The 21,511-nt window shown below is 61.0% G+C and carries 24 protein-coding genes; 1 reads left to right on the top strand and 23 read right to left on the bottom strand.

Annotated features, from left to right (window positions below; all coding sequences use genetic code 11):
* The 7 genes from ACT8II_RS03190 to rpsP all read right to left on the bottom strand — a co-directional run.
* The coding region (locus ACT8II_RS03190; protein ID WP_443812987.1) for a glycine--tRNA ligase subunit beta at positions 1 to 501 on the bottom strand (501 nt) is incomplete at its 3' end.
* A complete protein-coding gene (locus ACT8II_RS03195; RefSeq protein ID WP_294158615.1) occupies positions 502 to 1,419 on the bottom strand; it encodes a glycine--tRNA ligase subunit alpha in 918 nt (305 codons plus the stop codon).
* Between the two features lie 99 nt (positions 1,420 to 1,518).
* Positions 1,519 to 2,076, bottom strand: coding sequence for a signal peptidase I (lepB, locus tag ACT8II_RS03200; protein ID WP_294122087.1), 558 nt, complete (start codon positions 2,074 to 2,076; stop codon positions 1,519 to 1,521).
* On the bottom strand, positions 2,076 to 2,843 hold the full coding sequence (gene trmD / locus ACT8II_RS03205; protein ID WP_294122085.1) for a tRNA (guanosine(37)-N1)-methyltransferase TrmD: 768 nt from the start codon (positions 2,841 to 2,843) through the stop codon (positions 2,076 to 2,078). Before trmD ends, lepB begins: the two co-directional genes overlap by 1 nt.
* 18 nt (positions 2,844 to 2,861) lie before the next feature.
* Complete coding sequence (locus tag ACT8II_RS03210) at positions 2,862 to 3,377, bottom strand: ribosome maturation factor RimM (RefSeq protein ID WP_294122083.1); 516 nt, start codon at positions 3,375 to 3,377, stop codon at positions 2,862 to 2,864.
* Positions 3,378 to 3,381: 4 nt separating this feature from the next.
* On the bottom strand, positions 3,382 to 3,693 hold the full coding sequence (locus ACT8II_RS03215; protein WP_199588907.1) for a KH domain-containing protein: 312 nt from the start codon (positions 3,691 to 3,693) through the stop codon (positions 3,382 to 3,384).
* 2 nt (positions 3,694 to 3,695) lie between these two features.
* Positions 3,696 to 4,052, bottom strand: coding sequence for a 30S ribosomal protein S16 (gene rpsP / locus ACT8II_RS03220; protein ID WP_006721173.1), 357 nt, complete (start codon positions 4,050 to 4,052; stop codon positions 3,696 to 3,698).
* A gap of 318 nt (positions 4,053 to 4,370) precedes the next feature.
* On the opposite strand from rpsP, the gene dinB reads away from it, so the two are divergent.
* Positions 4,371 to 5,630, top strand: coding sequence for a DNA polymerase IV (dinB, locus tag ACT8II_RS03225; RefSeq protein ID WP_443812993.1), 1,260 nt, complete (start codon positions 4,371 to 4,373; stop codon positions 5,628 to 5,630).
* A gap of 54 nt (positions 5,631 to 5,684) precedes the next feature.
* Here the strand turns inward: dinB and rsfS are convergent, their stop codons facing one another.
* The 16 genes from rsfS to ACT8II_RS03305 all read right to left on the bottom strand — a co-directional run bounded on the left by rsfS (position 5,685) and on the right by ACT8II_RS03305 (position 21,461).
* Complete coding sequence (gene rsfS / locus ACT8II_RS03230) at positions 5,685 to 6,149, bottom strand: ribosome silencing factor (RefSeq protein WP_118653895.1); 465 nt, start codon at positions 6,147 to 6,149, stop codon at positions 5,685 to 5,687.
* A 59-nt stretch (positions 6,150 to 6,208) separates the two neighbouring features.
* A complete protein-coding gene (gene yqeK, locus ACT8II_RS03235; RefSeq protein ID WP_294122073.1) occupies positions 6,209 to 6,811 on the bottom strand; it encodes a bis(5'-nucleosyl)-tetraphosphatase (symmetrical) YqeK in 603 nt (200 codons plus the stop codon).
* Positions 6,795 to 7,475, bottom strand: a complete 681-nt coding sequence (gene nadD, locus ACT8II_RS03240) for a nicotinate-nucleotide adenylyltransferase (protein WP_118653897.1) — start codon at positions 7,473 to 7,475, stop codon at positions 6,795 to 6,797. The genes yqeK and nadD overlap by 17 nt, the downstream gene beginning before the upstream one ends.
* Position 7,476: 1 nt before the next feature.
* Positions 7,477 to 8,901 carry a GTPase ObgE gene (gene obgE, locus ACT8II_RS03245; protein ID WP_294158627.1) on the bottom strand — a complete coding sequence of 475 codons (1,425 nt, stop codon included), beginning with the start codon at positions 8,899 to 8,901 and terminating at the stop codon, positions 7,477 to 7,479.
* A gap of 213 nt (positions 8,902 to 9,114) precedes the next feature.
* Positions 9,115 to 9,372, bottom strand: a complete 258-nt coding sequence (gene rpmA / locus ACT8II_RS03250) for a 50S ribosomal protein L27 (RefSeq protein WP_006721167.1) — start codon at positions 9,370 to 9,372, stop codon at positions 9,115 to 9,117.
* Between the two features lie 39 nt (positions 9,373 to 9,411).
* On the bottom strand, positions 9,412 to 9,780 hold the full coding sequence (gene rplU / locus ACT8II_RS03255; protein ID WP_294122069.1) for a 50S ribosomal protein L21: 369 nt from the start codon (positions 9,778 to 9,780) through the stop codon (positions 9,412 to 9,414).
* Positions 9,781 to 9,877: 97 nt separating this feature from the next.
* Positions 9,878 to 10,717, bottom strand: a complete 840-nt coding sequence (locus ACT8II_RS03260) for a TIGR03936 family radical SAM-associated protein (protein WP_443812988.1) — start codon at positions 10,715 to 10,717, stop codon at positions 9,878 to 9,880.
* Entirely contained in the window at positions 10,714 to 12,591 is a 1,878-nt protein-coding gene (locus ACT8II_RS03265; RefSeq protein WP_443812989.1) for a TIGR03960 family B12-binding radical SAM protein, read from the bottom strand. The genes ACT8II_RS03260 and ACT8II_RS03265 overlap by 4 nt, the downstream gene beginning before the upstream one ends.
* 102 nt (positions 12,592 to 12,693) lie before the next feature.
* A complete protein-coding gene (locus ACT8II_RS03270) occupies positions 12,694 to 13,587 on the bottom strand; it encodes a hypothetical protein (protein ID WP_443812990.1) in 894 nt (297 codons plus the stop codon).
* 36 nt (positions 13,588 to 13,623) lie between these two features.
* Positions 13,624 to 14,805 carry an FtsW/RodA/SpoVE family cell cycle protein gene (locus tag ACT8II_RS03275; RefSeq protein WP_407496348.1) on the bottom strand — a complete coding sequence of 394 codons (1,182 nt, stop codon included), beginning with the start codon at positions 14,803 to 14,805 and terminating at the stop codon, positions 13,624 to 13,626.
* Between the two features lie 9 nt (positions 14,806 to 14,814).
* Positions 14,815 to 16,863 carry a penicillin-binding protein 2 gene (gene mrdA / locus ACT8II_RS03280; RefSeq protein ID WP_118653942.1) on the bottom strand — a complete coding sequence of 683 codons (2,049 nt, stop codon included), beginning with the start codon at positions 16,861 to 16,863 and terminating at the stop codon, positions 14,815 to 14,817.
* 6 nt (positions 16,864 to 16,869) lie between these two features.
* On the bottom strand, positions 16,870 to 17,439 hold the full coding sequence (mreD, locus tag ACT8II_RS03285; RefSeq protein ID WP_294122063.1) for a rod shape-determining protein MreD: 570 nt from the start codon (positions 17,437 to 17,439) through the stop codon (positions 16,870 to 16,872).
* 9 nt (positions 17,440 to 17,448) lie between these two features.
* Positions 17,449 to 18,423: a rod shape-determining protein MreC gene (gene mreC, locus ACT8II_RS03290; protein ID WP_294122062.1), complete on the bottom strand. Its 975-nt coding sequence runs from the start codon at positions 18,421 to 18,423 to the stop codon at positions 17,449 to 17,451.
* 20 nt (positions 18,424 to 18,443) lie between these two features.
* Entirely contained in the window at positions 18,444 to 19,475 is a 1,032-nt protein-coding gene (locus tag ACT8II_RS03295) for a rod shape-determining protein (protein ID WP_006721158.1), read from the bottom strand.
* Positions 19,476 to 19,590: 115 nt separating this feature from the next.
* The gene (locus ACT8II_RS03300) at positions 19,591 to 20,862 is read right to left on the bottom strand and encodes a tetratricopeptide repeat protein (protein WP_118653904.1); all 1,272 of its coding nucleotides are present in this window, start codon (positions 20,860 to 20,862) and stop codon (positions 19,591 to 19,593) included.
* 59 nt (positions 20,863 to 20,921) lie between these two features.
* Positions 20,922 to 21,461, bottom strand: a complete 540-nt coding sequence (locus ACT8II_RS03305; RefSeq protein WP_118653905.1) for a peptidylprolyl isomerase — start codon at positions 21,459 to 21,461, stop codon at positions 20,922 to 20,924.
* Between the last annotated feature and the right edge of the window lie 50 nt (positions 21,462 to 21,511).

Genomic DNA, 21,511 nt, shown 5'->3' on the forward strand with positions numbered 1-21,511 from the left:
CCAACGCACCGGACGCACGAACGTGGCATGCTCGCTCCCCCACCGCTGGCTACGGTAGTTAGGCCACTGAATGGCAGGGATGAGATCCTCGCACACGCGGGTAAGAATCGAAACAGCGGGCTCGGAAGGCGTGTTCTGCTCAGCGAAGACGTACTCGGTGCCGTCTGCGTCCTCGCGGCGGACGAGCTCCGCGGCGGTCATGCCATTCTTGCGGGCAAAACCCTCGGCCGCCTTGGTGGGGTTTCCCTCAGCGTCGAATGCGATCTTTGCGGAAGGCCCGCGGAGAACGGAGTGAATCTCCTCCGTCGCCTCGGCGACGTCTAACACCAATGCAGCGAGACGACGCGGCGAAGAAATGATGCGAACGTCACCATGGGCCAGTCCAGCATCGTCCAGACCCTTGGAAATCAGGGTTTTGAGCTGCTTGACGGCGTTGTTGAGCGGAGCGGAGGGCATCTCTTCGACGCCAAGCTCGAATAGGAAATCACGGGTACCGGCCATTTACGCCACCTCCCCCTTCTGATTGGAAGCCTCGACGGCGGCATCACCGGCGACCTCGGCGAGATACGACTCACAACACGCCTTGGCAAGCGTACGCACACGCAGGATATAGGCTGCGCGCTCAGTTGCCGAAAGCGCACCGCGTGCATCGAGGATGTTGAAGCTGTGCGAGCATTTCATGACGCAGTCGTACGCAGGCAGCGGAAGCTTGGCATCGAGGCAGCTGTGGCACTCGGCCTCGAAATCATCGAACTTCTGACGCATCATCTCGATGTTTGCAATCTCGAAGTTGTACGCGGAGAACTCGCGCTCGTTCTCGAGGAAAACGTCACCGTAGGTCATGGGCGTACCATCGGGCAGGTAGCTCCACACAAGGTCGTACACGCTTGTGACGCCCTGCGCGTACATGGCGATACGCTCGAGACCGTAGGTGATCTCGACGGGCACCGGATCGCACTCAATGCCGCCAACCTGCTGGAAGTACGTGAACTGCGTGACCTCCATGCCATCGAGCCAGACCTCCCAGCCCAGACCCCAGGCACCGAGCGTCGGGCTCTCCCAGTCATCCTCGACGAAGCGCACGTCATGCTCGGCAGGGTCGAGACCGATGGCGGTGAGGGAATCGAGATACAGCTCCTGGGAGTTCTCGGGGCTCGGCTTGATGAGCACCTGGAACTGGTAATAGTGTTGCATACGGTTGGGATTCTCGCCGTAACGGCCATCGGCGGGGCGACGGCAGGGCTGCGGATAGCAGGCGCGCCAGGGCTGCTTACCCAAGCTGCGCAGGAGGGTTGCGGTATGGAAGGTACCGGCACCGACCTCGGAGTCATAGGGCTGCATGACGGTGCAGCCGTGGCCGGCCCAATAGGCCTCGAGCTTGAGGATCATGTCCTGGAACGTCAACGCATTCGGATTCATCTTGGCGTTGCTCCCCTTCAATCGTACGGTCAAACAAGTGATTATTTTAGCAGGATTACCGGATATGGCGTGCCACCTGCGACGCGTCCCCGATACGTGCTACAAGGTTCCAATTCGGTCAATCGGCCAATAGCGGAAGAAGGCGATGCCAATGAGGTTCTCCTTAGGCACGGGACCGAAGTAGCGCGAATCGGCAGAATTCTCCCGGTTATCACCCATGACCCAAATGTAGCCATCCGGAACGGTATAGGGAAAACTCACCTCGACGCCAGGCGCCTGGGTCACGAGCTCATAACTCGACCCCTGGGCATAGGGCTCATCAAGCGGAGATCCATCGATGTAGACGACGCCATCGATCAGGTCGACGGTCTGTCCACTCTGCGCAATCACGCGCTTAACGAGAATATCGTGCTCGGTGCCGGCAACTGGATTCTCGAATACGACGATCTGGCCGTCCTCGACATCGTGCCCCAAGTTCAACGTGAGCTTTTGCGCGAAGATGGTATCGCCCACCTGTATGGTGGGCTCCATCGACCCAGTTGGAACGGTAAACGGGGACAAAACGAAGGTGCGAATGAGGGCGAACACCGCGAAGGCGATGAGAAAGACGCCAACCCATTCGGCGATGGTCGAGAATATGCCGCGACGTTCAGACATTAAGCCTCCCCTGCCTTGGAGCCATGGAAACGTGTGATGAGCTCAGTGGCGAGCACGCGCTCGCCATTTGTAAGGCGTGCGGATTCGATCAGGTCGGGACGCCACCGGCACGTGCGCTCGAGGGCGCTTGCGCGGCGCCAGGCATCAACCTTGGCATGGTCGCCTGAAAGCAGCACCTCGGGCACGGCGTTACCGTTGAAGTCGGCGGGACGCGTGTACTGGGCATACTCGAGAAGGCCGCCATCTTCGCAGGTGGAAAATGATTCATCGACGCTTCCCATGTCATTGCCGAGGGCGCCCGGCAAAAGACGGATGATGGCGTCACTCACCACAAGCGCGGGAAGCTCGCCGCCCGTAAGGACGTAATCGCCAATCGAAAGACGCTCATCGGCCAGGGCGTAAGCACGCTCGTCCATGCCCTCATAGCGACCGCATACGAACAAGATGCGCTCGACGCTTGAGAGACGCTCTGCGACATGCTGGGTGAACGGCACGCCGCAGGGCGTGAAGAATACCACGCACGGACGGACATCACCGCGAGAAGAGATGTCGGTGATGGCGTCGTGAAGCGGCTCGACCTTCATGAGCATGCCAGCACCTCCGCCAAAGGGCGCATCGTCAACAGTGCGGTGACGATCGTGCGTCCAATCGCGCAGGTCGTAGCTCTTGAAGTCGAAAAGGCCACGAGAACGAGCGCGTCCCATAATCGAGGTGGACATATAGGGTTCGAAAAGCTCGGGAAAGACCGAGAGGGTCTCGATGAGCATGAGCACTCCCCTCGTGATTTACAGGTCGAGCAAACCGTCCATAACGCGAACAGAAATGGGGCCCTCCACCGGAATCGTGCTGACCACATCATCGATGACGGGAATCAGGACCTCGCCATGATCGGGGCCCTCAACGACCCAGACGTCATTCGCGGGCGTCTCCATGACTTCGGCGATATGCCCGAGCGAACCATGGCGCTCGTCAACGACCAATCGGCCAACGAGATCTTCGAATGCGGCGTCAAGCGGACCGAGTTCGAAATCGGAACAGCTGGCGAGGACGTAGCAACCGGCAATACCCTCGGCGGCATCCAGGTCATGCGCGCAAGAAAAGAGCACGCGGCCGCCATCTGCCGTCTCGGACACCGCTTCCACGGTCGAGATTCGCTCCCGCTTGAGGGCGGGGGGTGTCAGATGGACGCGCATCCCTTCGCTGAGTAAAAAGGGAAGGCCTCGCAGCGGAGCCACGAGAACCTCCCCCTTGGTGCCATGTGGACGAACCACACGGGCTATGTTCTTATACGAGGCCGTCACGACGTTAGCCCATGACCTCGACCTCGACAGAAGTGTCGAGTCGAGCGGCGAGGGCACGCGCGAGCGTGCGGATGGCCTTGATGGTGCGACCGTGACGTCCAATCACCTTGGCGACGTCGCCCTCGGCGACGGTCACCTCAATGGTGGAGGAACTTGCACCGTCGATGACCTCGAGACTCACACCGTCAGCATCATCGACGATGTTGACGACCAGATACTCGACCAGATCGGCGATGCGATCGGAGACGAGCTCCTCGCCCTCATCGAACTCGACGGTCTCGTCATCGAAGGTCTCGGAGATCAGATCCTCGGACACCGTTACTCCTCGGTGGCCTCAGCGGCGGCAGCAGCCTCTTCCTCGGCCTTACGAGCAGCCTCCTCGGCCTCCTTGGCAAGCTGCTTCTTGGACTTCTTGGGGGCTGCAGCGGCCTTCTCACCCTCGTTGGCGGCCTTCACCAGAGCGGCGACGGCGTCGGTGAGCTGAGCGCCCTTGGACTGCCAGTCGGCGATCTTCTCAAGGTCGAGGGAGATGGTCTTGGGGGTGGTCATGGGGTTGTAACGGCCAACCTCCTCGATGGGGCGACCATCGCGACGGGTGCGGGAATCGGCGACGACGACGCGGTAGTACGGACGCTTCTTGGAACCATGACGAGCGAGGCGGATCTTGACAGCCATGCAAACTCCTTCTTCTGCGCAGCTTCTCGCTGCATTCCTTACCAGGACAAATACTTTCGCCCAACGACTTGACGGGAAGCATTTGAGACCGGCTTCGTGCAGATAAGTCGCAAGCAATCCAGTATCTTATCTAAGATTTGCGGGAATGCAAGGGTGGAATCTTGCTTTCACGCAGCGTACATCCCGTGTTTTGGCTATACTCATCGTATGAGCAATATCGAACATACATACGGTTCTTTTGAAGACGACGTGTCCTTTGGAAACGTGCCCCTTTGGCATGGCAACGACGAAGCCCTCGATTCTGCGGCGTTTTCCGATGTGCTCTTTGGCACATGGAGTGGCCCCGCCATCGGGCTTTTGGACCTCGATGCGTTTTTCGCGAGCGTGGAGCAGCTCGATCATCCCGAATGGCGCGGCAAGCCGGTTATCGTGGGTGGCAGCCCCGAGAAACGCGGCGTGGTCTCCACCTGCTCGTATGAGGCACGTACGTACGGCGTCCATTCCGCCATGTCCTCGGCGCAGGCAACGCGCCTCTGCCCCGATGCCATTTGGACGCCAGGGCATTTCGCGCGTTATCGCGAGATGAGTACGCAGGTCATGGCGATTTTGGCAGACGAGACTCCCTACGTGGAACAAGTGTCCATCGACGAGGCATTTTTCGACATCTCGCCTGGACGTTTTACCCGCGAAAGCCCAATAGCCATCGCCCGTCGGATTTCTGACCGTGTGGCGGAGCTGGGAATCACCTGCTCAATTGGCCTGGGCCGTAATAAGACAGTGGCAAAAATCGCCAGCGAGCGCGAAAAGCCACGCGGTCTCACCGTGGTGCTTCCCGGCACCGAGGAAGGCTTCTTGGCACCACTGCCCGTCCGAGCCATGAGCGGCATCGGCAAGGCCGCGGAAAGTGCCCTTCATAAAGTGAGCATCCGTACACTCGGGCAGCTCGCTGGAGCCTCGAATACGCTTCTCTCCCCCATCTTCGGCGTCAATGCCGAGCTGGTGCGTCTACGCGCTGCTGGACGGGAAGTGAGCGAAGTCTCCGCTATCGATGCGCCCGAGGACGTGAAGTCGGTGAGCAACGAGCGGACGTTCTCTCGGGACCTCACGGATGTAACAGACGTGAAGGCGGCGATCCACCTGCTCTCCGAATCCGTAGGGCGAAGGTTGCGCCGTAAGAACCTCGCGGGCCGAACCGTCACACTCAAGCTCAAGTACTCCTTCGGCGAGGGGCGGACGATTCAGCGCAAGCTCACCCATGCGACCGACGACGAGAACGTGTTCGGAGCCGTTGCCTGCGAACTGCTTGAGAGTATCTGGAGCGTGGGCACGCACGTGCGCCTAGCCGGTGTAGGCGTGAGTGACTTCGGCATCGACGGTGCCGGTATCCAGACCGATTTGTTTTGCGAGGTTGACGAGCGGGGCGCCATGGCGAGCGACAAGCGCGATCTGGCTGTGACGCTCGACGCTGTGCGTGAGAAATTCGGTACCGATGCTGTCAGCTTCGGCCGCGCCACCCGCTTCAACGGCGACCTCGTCGACCCTGCCAAGTTCCTCAACCAAAACAAACCGACCGACTAGCCGGCATGGTGCAAGTGGGGTACGTCCCCAATTGCACCGCACGGCCGGAGGGCTCTACAGCTCGACGACGGGAGCATCGCCCCAGAGCTTTTCCAAGCGATAGTACTCGCGTGCCTCAGGCGTAAAGGAATGCACGATAACCGAGCCGTAGTCCATGAGGATCCAATTGCGCTCCTCGCGCCCCTCAATGGAGAACGGATGCTCGCCGCAAGCTTTGGCAACTTGCTCCTCGACCTCATCGACAATGGCGTCGACCATACGCGTGTTGCTGCCGGTGGCAATCACGAAGTAATCGCACACGTCGGACAGCTCGGTAAGATCGATGATGCAGATGTCCTCGGCACCCTTGAAGGAGGCGGCGTCAGCCGCAGCGCGAGCGACCTCGATCGCGGGCACGCCAGAAGAGGAAAGCGAGGCGGAGGAGCGATCAACGGAGGCAGGGCCCTCCCCATCCTCAACGGGCTTGGCGTTCAAGCCGGCGGCATACTCAAGAAGCTGGGCATCGGTCATATCAGACATTGAATACCTTTCATGTTTAAAGCGTGCCAAGGGATACGTCCCCACATGACACACGGGCGCTATCTCGAACGTTTCACTGCGTACGCATTATAGATGTCAATTGCGGTTGGGTACAGATAGCGACCTGTGGAGATAACATACACAAGCCCCTGGGCGAACGTTTGGAAGAACAGTTCTTCCAGTGGCGCTGACCCCACCAGAGCGCGCAGACGCTCGGCATAATCGCCACGTCTACCCGGTTCGATCGCATCGGCAATGAACACGACCATATCGAGCGGGGTCATGTCGATCGCCCCTACCGTATGACGGGCGACCGCCTGGCACACCTCGGGAGCGATGCCTTCAAAGATATGCGGCAGCTCGTGGGCGGCGACGGGCCCATGCAACAGGCCGACCGCGCGCGTGGGAGATCCGGTCACCTTGACGCCGTATTGGGCGGCCCGGGCAAGCAGCTCATGATCATCCAGCACCTTGTCCCAATCATGCGTAAGCCCGGCAAATGCGGCATGGTATTCGTCCACTTCGTAGGCACGAGCGAGGTCCACGGCCGTACGGGCAACGCCGAGCGAATGCTGATAACGCCGAGGCTTTTCCTTCATTCGAACCTCGAGCATGTTGCGAACGCGCTCGAGCTCGGCGGTCTGATCATGCACCATGGCCATTGCCGCTCCCCTCCTGTACGTACAGATCGTTCTTGCGAATATACCCCATCACGGACTCACTCGTCAGATAGCGGACGCTCTTTCCCGAGGCCACGAGCTCGCGAATGTTCGAGGAGCTGATGGCGAGCGCGGGAATCTCGATGTAACGAACGTCGAAATCGATGCCCGAGGCGGCGATGCGCGACTTAGCGGTCTCGATGTCGTACCCCGGGCGGGTCGCAGCGATCAAAGTCGCGAGTGAGGCGAGACGGTCGGCATCGTGCCATGCCAGAATGTCGATGATGGCGTCGGCTCCGGTAATAAAATACAGCTCGACGTTATCTGGATAGTGCCGGCGAAGCTCACTCAAGGTGTCGACGGTGTACGTGACGCCCGGACGGTCGATCTCGAAGCGGCTCGCGTAGAACGCGGCGTTGGCCGCCGTCGCCAGGACCGTCATGGCGTAACGGTCCTCGGGGTCACTCACACGCTTGTCCTGCTTGAACGCCGGCGAACCAGCAGGCATAAACAGGACAAGGTCCAAGTCAAGCGCCTCGCGAGCCTGCTCGGCGGTCACCAGGTGCCCGTAGTGGATGGGGTCGAACGTGCCGCCCATGATGCCGAGGCGATAGATTCGTTTGGAATCTGAGCCAAGCGAGGGCAGCAAGCGGCTGGGAGTCTCCATCCTACTCAGCATCCTCGGTATCGCCGCCGAGAGGCGCATCGTCAAGATCCACAACCTCGACAAGGCCTTCGAGGTCGTTGAACTCATCCTCGGCATCGTCATCCTCAATGCCCTCGAAGTCAAAGGCGTAACCCAGGATGCGCACCTCGTCGCCGTTCTTGCATCCCGCCTTGATAAGCGCATCGTCCACACCCATACGCGCCATACGGTGCTGGAGATAGATGATGGCCTCCTCGTTCTCCCAATCGGTCTGCACAACCATGCGCTCAACGTTGGTGCCGGTGACGCGCCAGGCACCCAGCTCCTCCTGCTCAACGTGGAACCGCTTGTCGCGGGCCTTACGAGCACGCTCCCACTTCTCATCATCAAACGCAGGAGCAGCCGCCTGCTCCTCGGCGAGGGCGCGACGCAGCTCACTCACGCGCTCACCGCAAGCGAGCATGAGCGTTTGAAGGCCGGCGCCGGTGAGGGCGGAGACGGCGAAGAACTCGTGCCCGTCGGCGAGCGCTGCCTGCTTGAGGGCCTGGACGCGATCTTGCATACCGCTCGCATCGCACTTATTGGCCACGACGATCTGCGGGCGATCCGCAAGCTCAGAGGCGTACCGGCGCAGCTCATCGTTGATAATGCGATAGTCCTCGAGCGGATCGCGTCCCTCGTAGCTGCCCGTGATGTCGACCACATGCAAGATGAGCGCCGTACGTTCAACATGACGAAGGAACTGGTGACCCAGACCCTTGCCCTCGGCAGCGCCCTCGATGAGACCGGGGACGTCGGCAACCACGTAGGAGTACTCGCCCGCGCGGACCATGCCGAGGTTCGGCACGAGCGTGGTGAACGGATAGTCGGCAATCTTGGGACGAGCGGCGCTCATGCGGGCGATGAGGGAGGACTTACCAACACTCGGGAAACCCACGAGTGCGGCATCGGCCATGAGCTTCATCTCAAGTTCGATCCAGTGCTCGATGGCAGGCTCGCCCTTCTGGGCGAACGCGGGGGCACGGCGCGTGGAGGTGACGAAATGCGGGTTACCCAAGCCACCCGTGCCACCCGGGGCCACGATGACGCGCTCTCCATCATGCGTGAGGTCGGCTATCTCATAGCTCGCTTCCATCGTGCTGGGATCGAGCTCACGGATAACCGTACCCATGGGGACCTTCAGCACGAGGTCGCGACCATCGGCACCGTCCTTTTTGGAGCCCTTGCCATGCGTGCCCGCCTCGGCGCGGAAGTGGTGCTTGAACCGATAATCGATAAGCGAGGAAAGCTGGGCATCGGCCTGGATGACGACGTCTCCGCCGTGACCGCCGTCGCCGCCGTCCGGGCCGCCTTTGGGCACAAACGCCTCGCGGCGGAACGACATACAGCCCGCGCCGCCGTCGCCGCCCTTGACGTTGATGCGGCAAATGTCGGTGAACTGGGACATGGCGCCCCTTCCTTGTAAGATCAATCGAACATGGCTACGCGTGTGCCAATGGGAACATACTCTTTGGCACGCAGCGCATCGATGCATTCCATAGTAAAAGACTGCGCCACAAAGGCGTGCGTCCCCAATGGCAGAACTCGCGGGTACACATAAAAACAAGGCTCCCGCACCAAGCGAGAGCCTTGCTCAAGATGCAAATGCAAAAAGGGTGAATTACGCCTCGACGGCAGGGTACACGTTCACGCGATGCTTAAGACCCTTGGTGAACTTAACCTTGCCCTCGACAAGCGCGAAGAGGGTGTCGTCCTTACCACGGCCGACGTTCTCGCCGGGGTGAATGTGGGTGCCGTTCTGGCGGACGAGAACCTCGCCGGCCTTCACGGTCTGACCGTCAAAACGCTTGGTGCCCAGACGCTGGCCGCGGGAGTCGCGACCATTGCGGGAGGAACCGAGACCTTTTTTGTGTGCCATGTCAGGTACCTGCTCTCTAACTACTTACAAATGGTGCGTCTACTCGGCGATGGGAGCCTCGGGCTCCTCGACCTTGGTGGTCTTCTTGGCGGCACGGGACGTGGCCTGGACCTTGGTGATCTTCAGCTTGGTGAGCTGCTGACGATGGCCCTTGAGACGGTGATAGCGCTTACGCTTGTGGAACTTGTAGACGAGCTGCTTCTCGCCCTTGAACTGCTCCAGGATCTCAGCAGTGACCTTAGCCTTGGCGAGCTTGGCAGGATCCGTGACGATCTTCTTGCCGTCGTTGAGGAAGATAACCTCGAGCTCGACCTTGGAACCGGTCTCGCCCTCGATCTTCTCGACGGTGATGACGTCATCGGTGGCGACTTTATACTGCTTGCCGCCAGTAGAAACGATTGCGTACATATTCTTGCCCTTCATGCATCAGTTGTGCAACAGTCGGATATGGTATCAGGTGGTTTGTGGCACGTCAACGGATTAATACAACGTTTTCCCTGCATATTCACAGGTTCGACAAAGCCTCCGCTGCGCTACGCGCCGTAAGGCTCCCCTCTGGTGCCTCAAGCTCATGGCCCAGCGGGTGGACCTCACTCGCGTCGTCTATGCGGATACGCTGTGAGCAGCGCTCGACATTATACGACGAAATAGTCATGAGCTTCTGAATACCGGTGGAGACGATCTCCTCGTCGACGCCCGGCTCAAGGCCACGTAGCGCCTGGTCGAGGGCGGCCACGATAATCTCGGGGCGAAGCGAGCCCTCGTTGTCGCAGCGTGTGTTGAGTTCGAGCCAGATGCGACCATCGGGCATAGCGCGGTGGCTGCAGCCCTTGAGCAGATGGCGAACGTCCAGGGATTTGGTCTTCTTGCCTCGACGATACGGGATCTCGGCGCTTTGGTCATACCACCCAGAGAGGACCTGCGAGACCGCCTCGTCCGTCACGGAAAACCCGGGGTTGACGAAAACCTCAAGTAGGTAGTGGACTTCGTTGATCTCCGCTGTGAGCGCCGGGCGACGAAGCTCCACGTACGCCGCGCCAAGGGGACGCAGGTCGACGGGGGCAGCGCCCTGCAGGAGCTTCAGCGCGACCTCGGCGGGAACAAGCTCCGTCATATACACGTCGAAATACTCGGCCGTGGAGGACGTGCCCACGGGCAGCGCGGAGGTGTAGGCGATGCGCATATGCGGCGAAAAGCCCTGGGTAACCGCATAGGGAAGCTTGGCGCGGCGCACGATCTGCTCGACGGTGTGGATCAACTCGAGATGCCCCAGATACTTGAGGCGCCCCAACTTGGGATAGGCCACGCGGAGGCGGAAAAGCGTGGGCTCGGATGCGTTCGTCATGCGCGCTCACCAACCAAGACGTTATCGGCTTTCAGGGTCGGGCACACACCGCAGCCCGTGCAGGACTCGCGCGTGCAGTCGGGCGTGATGACGCCCTCGAGGGAGCGGCGATATTCGCGCAGGAGGAACCCGCGGGACACGCCGGGGCTCACATGCTCCCAAGGAAGGTGCCAATCGAGCTCGAAAGACTCCTGGGCGAGCGCCCTCAAGTCCATACCGAGTTCGGCAGCCGCCTCCTCCCAGCGCTCGAGCTCGAACTGTTCGGTCCACGCGTCGAAGCGCTGGCCGAGCCTCCAGGCGCCTTCGATGAGGGGGGCGATATCACGCCCGCCGCGGCTCATGACCGCCTCGACGAGCGAGGTAGCGGCGTCATGGCAGTGGATGCGCACGGCACGGTTCTTGACCGAGTGGAACAACAATTGCTGGCGGCGCTTCACCTCTGCGTCGTCGAGCTGCGGGCACCACTGGAACGGGGTGTGGGCCTTGGGGATGAACACCGACACCGAGATGGAGACGGAGATGCCGCCACGCTGCTCCTTGGGGACGACCTCGCGCGCGATCTCGAGCGTGTGGTCGGCGAGCTCGGCGATGGCGACGATATCCTCGTCGGTCTCCCCCGGCAGCCCCATCATGAAGTACAGCTTGATGCGACGCCAGCCGGCCTCGAAGGCCGCGCGGGTGGCGCGCTCGAGGTCCTCCTCGGTCACGTTCTTGTTGATGATGTCGCGCATGCGCTGACTGCCCGCCTCCGGTGCGAAGGTGAGACCGCCCTTCTTCTCCCCCGCCACGGCGGCGGCCATGTCGACACCGAAGGAGTCGAGGCGCTGCGACGGCACGGAGATGGAGATGCCGGTATCGCCTAGTCGCCTGTTTAGGCGGTTCAAGATCTCGGCGCACTTGGAATGGTCGGTAGTGGAGAGGGAGTTGAGGGAGACCTCGTCGTAACCCATATGGGCGAGCCCGCCCGTCACGGCGGAGACCACCTGGTCGGCGGAGCGCTCGCGCACCGGGCGGTACGTCATGCCGGCCTGGCAGAAGCGGCACCCGCGGGCGCAGCCGCGCAGCACCTCGACGCACAGGCGGTCCTGGACGATCTGCATGTAGGGGACGACGGCCTGGGGCACGGGGTTGGTGGCGCCGAAGTCCTTGACCACGCGCTTGTAGACCACGGGCTGCACGTCCTCGCCCTCTCGCGGGACCGTGTAGCCGTGAGGCGAGCAGGGCTCGTCGTGGCGCACCTCGTAGAGGGAGGGGACGTAGACGCCGCCGATCTTCGAGAGCTCGCGGAGCATCTCGTGACGGGAGGCACCAGCGTCGCGCAGCTCGCGATGACGCTGACAGAACTCGACGATCTGCTCCTCGCCCTCGCCGATCATCATGCAGTCGAAAAACGACGCGAGGGGCTCGGGGTTGTAAACGGACGGTCCGCCGCAGATGACGATGGGGTCGTCCTCGCCGCGGTCAGCCGCATGCAGCGGAATGCCGGCGAGGTCGAGGCCCTCGAGGTAGTTGGTGCAGGCCATCTCGTGCGGGACGTGGAATCCCACCACGTCGAAGGATGCGATGGGCGCCGCGCCCTCAAGTGAGAGCAACGGGATGCCGGCGGCCCGCATCTCATCGGCCATGTCGACCCAAGGGATGTAACCGCGCTCGCAGGAAAGGCCCTCTGCCTCGTTGAGGTTACGGCACAGGATGGCAATGCCCTGGTTGGGCAGACCAACTTCATAGACATCCGGGTAGATGAGCGCACAGCGGTGCTCGGCCTCGGGCTTATACAGAGCACCCCATTCGTGGTTGATGTAGCGCGTGGGCTTCTCGACGCGTGCCAAAAGCGGCTCGAGCTCCGAGAAGCGGTTTTCGTAGGCAACGCGCACGGCGATGTCTCCTAACAGGTCGAAACGGATACACGGGTTCCGGTGTGTATCGGGCGTGGGTGCCATTTGGGCACGCCCGACCACATCTCCGGTCGCAGGGGCTTACGCCCGCACGGGGTCCTGGCGGGCGACGACAAGGCCCTTCATACGCCCCACGGCTCCAGATACGGCGTCGTTCAAGCGCGAATAGTCCACATCGCGCTCGTACAGGATGCAAAGCGCACGGCCGATGCCGTAGGTACCCAGGCCGCCCACCATCGCCTTGACCAAAAAGCTCGCATGCCCTGCCTGTCTGACCAGCACGCGTGTGCCGGCACGCATCGCCAAAGCCGCCATCAGGATACCGGCGGCATCATACGCCCGCTCAAATCGCATCGGCTTACCGAAAATCGCGGCAAGTTGCAGCATCATGCCCATCTGCGCGACCGTCATGACGGGAAAATCGGCCCCGGGCATGAAGAACAAGGCGCCCGTGGCAAGGTTGCCGAGCGAAGCGGACGCGATAACGCGATTCGCCGCCGCGATACGCATGAACGGGAAGTTCGCGGCGAACGCACTCTGCTTCTCGGTACGCTCGAGGATCCAACGCGCGAGCGTATCGAGCAGATACGTCTTATCGGTGGCGGCGATGAGACCGAGCATGCGTGTGTCATGGCGAATGAACGGAACTTCGACGCTTGATTCCGAAAGCACCACGACCGGCGCACCACAGACCACAAGCTCCTGCACATGCTCCTGAAGACGCACGCTGCCGCACGAAAGAACAATCGACACGTCGGTGTCATCTTTGGCCGACGCAGGCGCCTCACCCAGGCGCTCCACGCGCACGAGCGCGGAGGTGGTCTGTGGAACAAACGCCTCCCGGATCGCGTCAATCAGGAACGGAGTCGCGGTTGCATCAACGAACACCGCGACGCGCACAGAAACATCTGCCTCTCCGCGAACGGAGGCACCGAGCTTGACCGTATTCAAGATCGAATCGATGGGAATACCCATAGAAACCTACTTTCTTTCAGCGGCAAAAGTCCGAAGCTAACGGGCCTTGCCGCGTGAGCGCCAGATGGACTGGACGATGCCGAACGCGGCGCACTGCATCAGCATGGACGATGAGCCGAAGCTGATGAAGGGCAAGGGAATGCCGGTGATGGGCATGAGCCCAATGCACATCCCCACCTCCTCCAAGAGCTGAAACGTCCACATGCCCACGATGCCGATGCAGGCAAGTTGCAAGAACAATGAATCCGACTGATGGGCGATGCGAATGGTGCCGAAGATGAGCAAGGCGAAGAACGCAAGCAGGACGAGCGCCCCCGCGAAGCCGAACACCTCGGAGAGCAGGGCGAAGATGAAATCGGTATGCGCCTCGGGCAAAAAACCCGCGCCGGATTGCGAGGCGTTGCCGATGCCCTTGCCAAAGAAGCCCCCCGAACCCACGGCGATCATCGATTGCAAGAGGTTATACCCAGACTGGCTCGTATCGGATTCCGGATTGATGAACACCAGCAGGCGATTCATCTGATACTGCTTGAGCAGCACGTCCTTGCCGAGCATGCTATCGAGAACCGAGTCGAGCGCGAGCAAGAGCGAAACGGCTCCGACCAATAGAGCAATCGTGCAAAGCACCCACTCTTTCTTCGGTCCACTCATCATGATGATGCACGCCCCGGAGAAGAACACGACCAAACCACTGCCCAAGTCGCCGGCGACGACGGCGGCCCCAAAGGGTATGGCGAGCATGCCGCAGAGCTTGGCGTACTCGCGCACGCTGTCGATACGCCCGTTGTACTGCGCACCGAGGGACGCCATGAAAAAGATCGTGATGATCTTGGCGAGCTCGACCGGCTGGAAGGTCAACCCAATGAGCGGAATCTTGATCCAACCCGTCATGCCTTTGGCGTTGTACGACAAGCCGGGGATATAGGGGCTGAACAGCACGATGAGGTCGACCACGAGCAAGATGGTGGTCATGCCCGCCAGGCCGGAAAAGTCCGAACGCCAGCAGAGGAACGCGAGGATGGCACCCAAGCCGATGCCCACCAATTGGCGCGTAAACGACGCTTCGGCGATGGTGAGCGATGCGGTCCAGATCACGAGTGAGCCATACGCCAGCAGGCAAAGCCATGCAACCAGTACGGGGACATTGACCTTTTGACGAAAGCCGCCCCTATCGGAGCTCATGTGCTTATTAACACGCGAAAGGGAATCGAGGGCCAAAAGAATCACCTACCTCGTGCTGTCGCCGGCCGTGTAGGCGGCGTCGTCGGGGGAATCGTACAGGGCTCCCAAGACTGTGCGAACGGCCGGCATGGCACACGTCGAGCCAAATCCACCACGCTCAAGCATCGCGCACACCACGTACTTGGGATCATCGAAGGGGGCATACGCGATGAACCAGCCGTATGGATCCTCGCCGTCCTTCTCGCCCGTGCCGGACTTGCCGGCGACCTGGACGGGAAGGTTGGTGAAGTGGGCGGCGGTCACCGCGGATTCCTCATAAATCATCGAATGGACGCCACGGTACGCCACATCCAGCGCCCCGGCCGTCGAGATCTCGGCCGTCAGCCGCTTCTTTGGCTCATACGTGTACGCATCGCCCTCGCCGTCGCGCGCGACGGCGGAGAGCAGGACATGGGGGGTCCACTCCACGCCACCCATGGCGAGACCACAGTACGCAGTGGCCATCTGCAGCGGAGTGACGAGGATATCGCCCTGGCCAATGGCGATGTTGGTCATATCACCGGCGTTCCATGCACGCTGGTCGGCACTCCAATCCTTGCGGTACTCCTCTTTCCAAGCAGAATCGGGCACACGCCCCTCGGCTTCGGAGGGGAGGTCGATACCCGTCTTGGCACCAAGACCCCAGCGGCGGTACATTTCCTGCAGGCCCTCTGGATTTTTCTCACTGTAGAAGAAGTTCTTGCCCAGATCGTAAAAGACCACGTCACACGAATCGCGGATTCCCGTCTCAAGGTTGCGCGTGCCATGGCCTGTCTCGAGCCAGCACTTCTTGCCCCATGCCTCGCCCAAGCCGGTCCACCAGCCGGTGCAATTGGAAGACATGTCGGCCGTGTACACGCCGTACTCCATGCCCGCAAGCGAGGTAAAGGGCTTGATGGTGGAGGCTGACATATACAAACCGCCAATTACACGGTTGAGCAGCGGATGATCGCCCTCGTCGTCATTCAGCTCATTCCATGTATCTGATGACACGCCACCGACGAACACCGAGGGATCGAAGGTAGGGGCACTCGCGAGCCCCAAGATCTCGCCGTTCGTGCAATCCATGCACACGCACGCCCCACACGTGGGCTCATAGCCGGTCTGCTCGGCGACTTCCATACCGAGCTTGAGGCCCTCCTCACACGCACGCTGGATCTTAAGATCGATGGTGAGCTTGATGTCGCTGCCTGCCTTTGCCGGCACGGCGCCCGCCTGCCCGGTAACGTTGCCATCGGCATCGACCTTGACCGTCTGTTCGCCGCGAATGCCCTGCAGCAGGCTCTCGTAATAATACTCAACACCCGCCTGCCCCACGATGTCGCCCGACTGGTAATCGATGGAGCCGGCTCGCACCTCATCCGAAAGGTTCTCCTGCGCATCGAGCTGCTCTTGCGTGACTGTTCCGGTGTAGCCCACCACGTGACATGCGAGCGTACCGTTGGGATACGAACGCTCGGTGCGCTCCGCCACGCTCACACCGGGAAACTGATCGATGTGCTCAACGACGTAGGCAATAGTGGAACGACGAACGTCGCTCGCGATGGTGTGGGGGCTCTGGGCACCCTCGGTGTTGTCCTGGATGTTGCGGAGTACGGCCATATAGGGCATGCCCAGCACGTTGGCAAGATGACGAACGACCACCGTGTTCTCGGCAAGATCGCGATACGCCACAAGCGCAAGCGAAGCGCGATTGTCCACAATGGCCTCACCGTTGCGATCGAGGATGCGTCCGCGCGGAGCGGGCGTGGTAACCGTGCGCGTCTGATTTTGCTCCGCGAGCTTGTCATAATGGTCGGCGGAGACCATCTGCATGCTCCACAGCTTGGCGATGATAGCGGCGAAAACCGCACCGACACCCGCGGTGAGCAGTTTGAAGCGTCCATTCGACTTCGTGCCGGACGTACTGCCCTCACCCTCGGTGGCGCGCGGTCGGGTACCGTTGGCGGTATCAAAGGTGAACTTACCGGAATAGCCCTTGAGGAAGAGCAGCGATCCAATGATGGCGACGACGAGGATAACGCCGGCGATGATAACGATGAGCTGCGCGTCCATACTCATCTACCTCAAGCTCTTATAGCGCTTGCCGGCGTACGACAGGCCGCGTGCACCACGTCCGCCTTTGCCGTGGCCGCCGGACGACCGGCCCCCGAGCATAAGGAAGGGCACGCACGCGAGGAGATCAAGCACGCTGGAGGCAAGACCATGCACGCCAATGGAGAGGAGTAGATTGGTCTCGACGCCCATGAGGAACAGGCCGAGCGCGTACACGACGTTCACCACGACGACGGCCAGGACGACGGCGCGGATCGTCTCCATGCCAAAGCCCGAAGACAAACCGCGCGACATGAGAGCAACAGCGTATCCCGTGATTGCCAAGAGCAGCGCCATGAAACCGATGGGAGACGAGGTTGTCAGGTCATAGAAGAGACCGGAAAAGAAACCTATGTACACAAGCGAACGGGAATCTCCCGAAATCGCCAGTGAGACCGTGAGCGCGAGCATGAAATTGAACCGTCCCCCAAACAGGGAGACCTGCGGGGCGATGGCGAGGTGAAGCACGGCGCAGGCGGCGATCGTGGCGATGAGGGCCGAGCGCGTGCGACCCGAGTTGTTGAGTTCGAGTGCCATATCCCTCCCCTATTCCGTCGTATTCGAAGATTCGGATTCGGAATCTCCAGAGTCCTGGCCATCGGAGGAGTCCGAGCCGCCTTGGGGTGAAGCGTTCGCAGTGGCGACGTCGTCCTCCGACGCGATCTGGTCCTCGCCAACCGACGTGATGACCAAGACCTCCTCGTTGTTTTCCGCCGAAGAAAGCGCACGTACCACGATGGTGTAGTACACCGCATTGGCATCGCGATCGATGGACGCAACGGTGCCGAGAGGCAGCCCTTTGGGGAACGTGCCGCCAATGCCCGACGTGATGATGATGTCACCGGTGGACACCTCGGCGTCGGCGACCACATACTGCAGCCGAAGCGTACCATCGGCCTGGCCCTGCAACATACCCTGGGCACGAGAGCTTTGGATCATGGCAGAGATCCCCGACTGCTCATCGGTAATGAGCCGGACTGTGGAGGTGTTTGCGGAAACCTCGATGATCTGACCGATCACCCCGCCGGAGCTGCAGACGGGCATTCCCACTTCAAAGCCTGAGTTAGAACCTTTGTCGATCACGACCGCATTGCTCCATGCGTCCCCGGTGGACCCGATGATACGAGCCGCCGTAGACTCAAGGCTGTACGTGGACTGGAGGCCGACGAGCTTTTCCAGACGCTCTGCCGTCTCTTGAGCCTCGGAAAGTTCAGCGACTCTTGCAGTGAGCTCCTCATTTTGCTTCTTGAGTTCAGAGAGCGTGTCGGAGGAAGCAGTCGCGTTCTGCGTGATATTGCCAAGGGCGTTGAAGGGAGAGGCGATGGCGCTGCCGAGCATGCGCACGGGAGAAGTGACCGTCATCGCGGCGCCACGAAGCGCATGGATGGGGCCCTCGCTGCTCTCACGCAGGTAAAACGTAAGCAAGAGGAGCGAGATGACGCATAAAACAATCAACGGGCGACCACCCGTTGATTGTCGTGAGCTATGTACATTTGAGGAGTACTTGGGTTTATGTGCCACAAGCCACCCTTTCCTTGCAACTAGGCGTTGCTTTGAACAAAACCGCCATCAAATGCGTTGGCCTCGAGGACGCGGGCACAGCCGTTCACGACGTTGTCGAGGGCTGTGGGGCTCACGTTAACCGCGACGCCGGTCTCGTCACGCAGACGCACGTCGAGACCGCGGAGCATGGCACCGCCACCCGTGAGCAGGATGCCGTAGTACATAAGGTCCGAGGCGAGATCAGGCGGCGTGGCGTCAAGCGCGTCCTTAACGGCCTTAGTCATCTCGTCGAGCGGCTTGTTGAGCGCGCGGCGGATCTCTTCGCTCTCAATACGGACCGTCTTGGGAAGACCGCTGATGACATCGCGGCCATTGACCTCGACATCGAGCTCGTCTTTAAGCGGGACGGCGGAACCGACCTTGATCTTGATGTCCTCTGCGGTACGCTCGCCGATAGCGAGATTATAGGCGTCGCGGACGTGTTGCAAGATAGCCTGGTCGAACTCGTCACCGGCGATGCGGATAGATTGGGAGACAACGATGCCGCCCATGGCGATGACGGCGACCTCGGTGGTACCACCGCCGATATCGATGACCATGGAACCCGTAGGCTCCTCGACGGGCAAATCGGCGCCGATGGCGGCAGCCATAGGCTCTTCGATAAGATACGCCTGACGGGCACCGGCCTGGATGGTCGCCTCAAAGACAGCGCGCTTCTCGACAGAGGTGACGCCCGAGGGGACGCACACGACCACGCGGGGGCGCGGAGTCCAGGGGTAGCGCTTTTCACTCGCCTTATCGATGAAGTAGCGCAGCATGGCCTCGGTCACATCGAAGTCGGCAATGACACCATCCTTGAGCGGACGGACTGCCACGATGTTACCGGGGGTACGACCGAGCATGCGCTTCGCCTCGATACCGACGGCGAGAATACGCTCATCGTTCTTATCGATGGCAACCACGGAAGGCTCGCGGATGACGATGCCCTTGCCGCGCACCGAGACGAGCGTATTGGCCGTACCGAGGTCGATCGCCAGATCCCCGTCGTACTGACCGAAAAACATGTCCATCAAAGAAAACAAGTCTGCTCCTACGTCAAACTCTTGCGTGCACGTATGGCAAAAGTGTACCGTGCGTCCCCATCCGCCACGAGACGTGCATGAGGAACGCACGGCTTACACACTTCTAGTCGGTGGAGGTCTCCGTGTTGAAGTCGGTGGAGACGCTCGAAACGGCCCAGCCCAGGCCCTCACGAACGAATCCGACCTCGTACGTCATATCCCCGCCGTTCTTGAGTGCGACCTTGACCGTGGCGGTGGCCTCACTCATGCCAGCGTCCATGCCCTCGATGGTGGGCGTGGCATCCAGCGGAATGGAAGCGGTGATGATGGACTTCTGGCTCTCGTCAAGTCCGGAGGCAAGATACTCGCTGGCATCGGATCCGTCGGTCGCGGCCTGGAACAGGCCGGTCAGCACATCTTGTTGCGAGGGGAAACCGAAACCGCGCGTGTACGCGAAAGCAGCGCCGCCGCCAGCGATAAGGAGAACGACGAGCAATGCGATGAAGACCTTGAGGCCCGTGTGACGGCGCTTGCGGCGCACCTTGGTCTCGACGCGGTCCTGCTGGACCATCTCCTGCTCGGAGAGCGTGAAGAAACCGGTATCGGATGGATCGGGCATGAAGCTGCCGGACTGGCCGAGCGGGTCGAGCGGGTCGATGTCGGTGCTGTACGCATTCGTGGTCGCGACCATGGCAGAAGAGGCGGATAGCGTGTCACGAGCGCGCTCGTAGGCATCTGCCTGCTCGGGCGTGAGCTGATAGATGCCGTCGACGGTGGCGGTGCCAAAAGCATCCACAGCGTCGCTGAAGCGGTTGGCGGCCACATACGCCTGACCGAGACCGGCGCTGATGGCACGGGTGTCGTCACGTGGACCGGCGAAATCAAGGGCGGTACGATACGACTCGATGGCGTCTTCCGGACGCTGAAGCGCGACGAAGCAGTCCCCGAGGTTCGCAAGGGCACCGGCGGGAGCGGGGTTGGCTCCGTCAATGGCGGCCTGACGATAGGCAACGCCCGCCTCGGTGAGGTTGCCGAGCTTCTTCAGGGCGTCACCGAGTCCGAGATACGCCTTGTAAGGTGTGGCGTAGCTGGCATCTTGCGTCGCGGCGGAGAAGGCAGACACGGCGGAGCGAATATCGCCCGAGGCGACGAGCGCCTTGCCCTGGTTGGTAAGCAGAGCGCCCCGCTTGCCGTAGGCACCGTCCTGCAGGGCCGCGCCGTACGCCTCGACAGCTTCGGCATAACGGCCAAGGCGCATGAGCGAGTTGCCGCGCAGGTGATCTGCCTCGCCTGCGAGCTCAGAGGGGTCTTTTGCGGCGGCGAACAACTGCGCAGCGGAGGCGAAATCCCCCGTACGATATGCGTTGCGCGCCTGTTCAAGAGCTTGGATGTTCACGAATGCTCCTCTTTGACGAGCGGATGGTGTCGGACGGCCCGAATGCGGGCAATTGGACGCTATGCCCCGTGGACGATATCGACCTTCACGATCTCATCGCCTGCGCGAAGTGCGCCGATAACGTCCTTGCCTTCGACGGTGGCACCGAAAACCGTGTACCCGGAATCGAGGTTGTGCTGCGGACCAAGGCAGAAATAGAACTGGGAACCAGCGGAGTTGGGATCCATGGATCGAGCCATGGCGAGCGCGCCGTCTTCATGGCTGTTGCGCGGATTGGTGGAGAACTCCTCCTGGATGCACCAGCCGGGACCGCCCGTGCCAGGCTGGCCATCGGGACCAGCTTGACCGGCGGCAACCTGCTCACAGGTCATGTCACGCGTGTTGGGACAGCCGCCCTGGATCACGAAGCCCGGAACGTAGCGGTGAAACTTGAGACCATCATAGAATCCCATGGTGGCGAGCTCGCAAAAATTGGCCACATGAATAGGGGCTCCATCACTGTCGAGCTTTACGCGGATGGTACCCTTGCCAGTCTCGATCACGGCGACCTCATCGCCTGCGATCTGATACTCGGGGGTACGGGTCTTCCTATGGAACATGGGTGTCCTCCCCTGTCATCGTTGCATACAGGGAATATCATACCACGCAC

Source organism: Collinsella sp. (assembly GCF_052346665.1).
Lineage (GTDB): Bacteria > Actinomycetota > Coriobacteriia > Coriobacteriales > Coriobacteriaceae > Collinsella.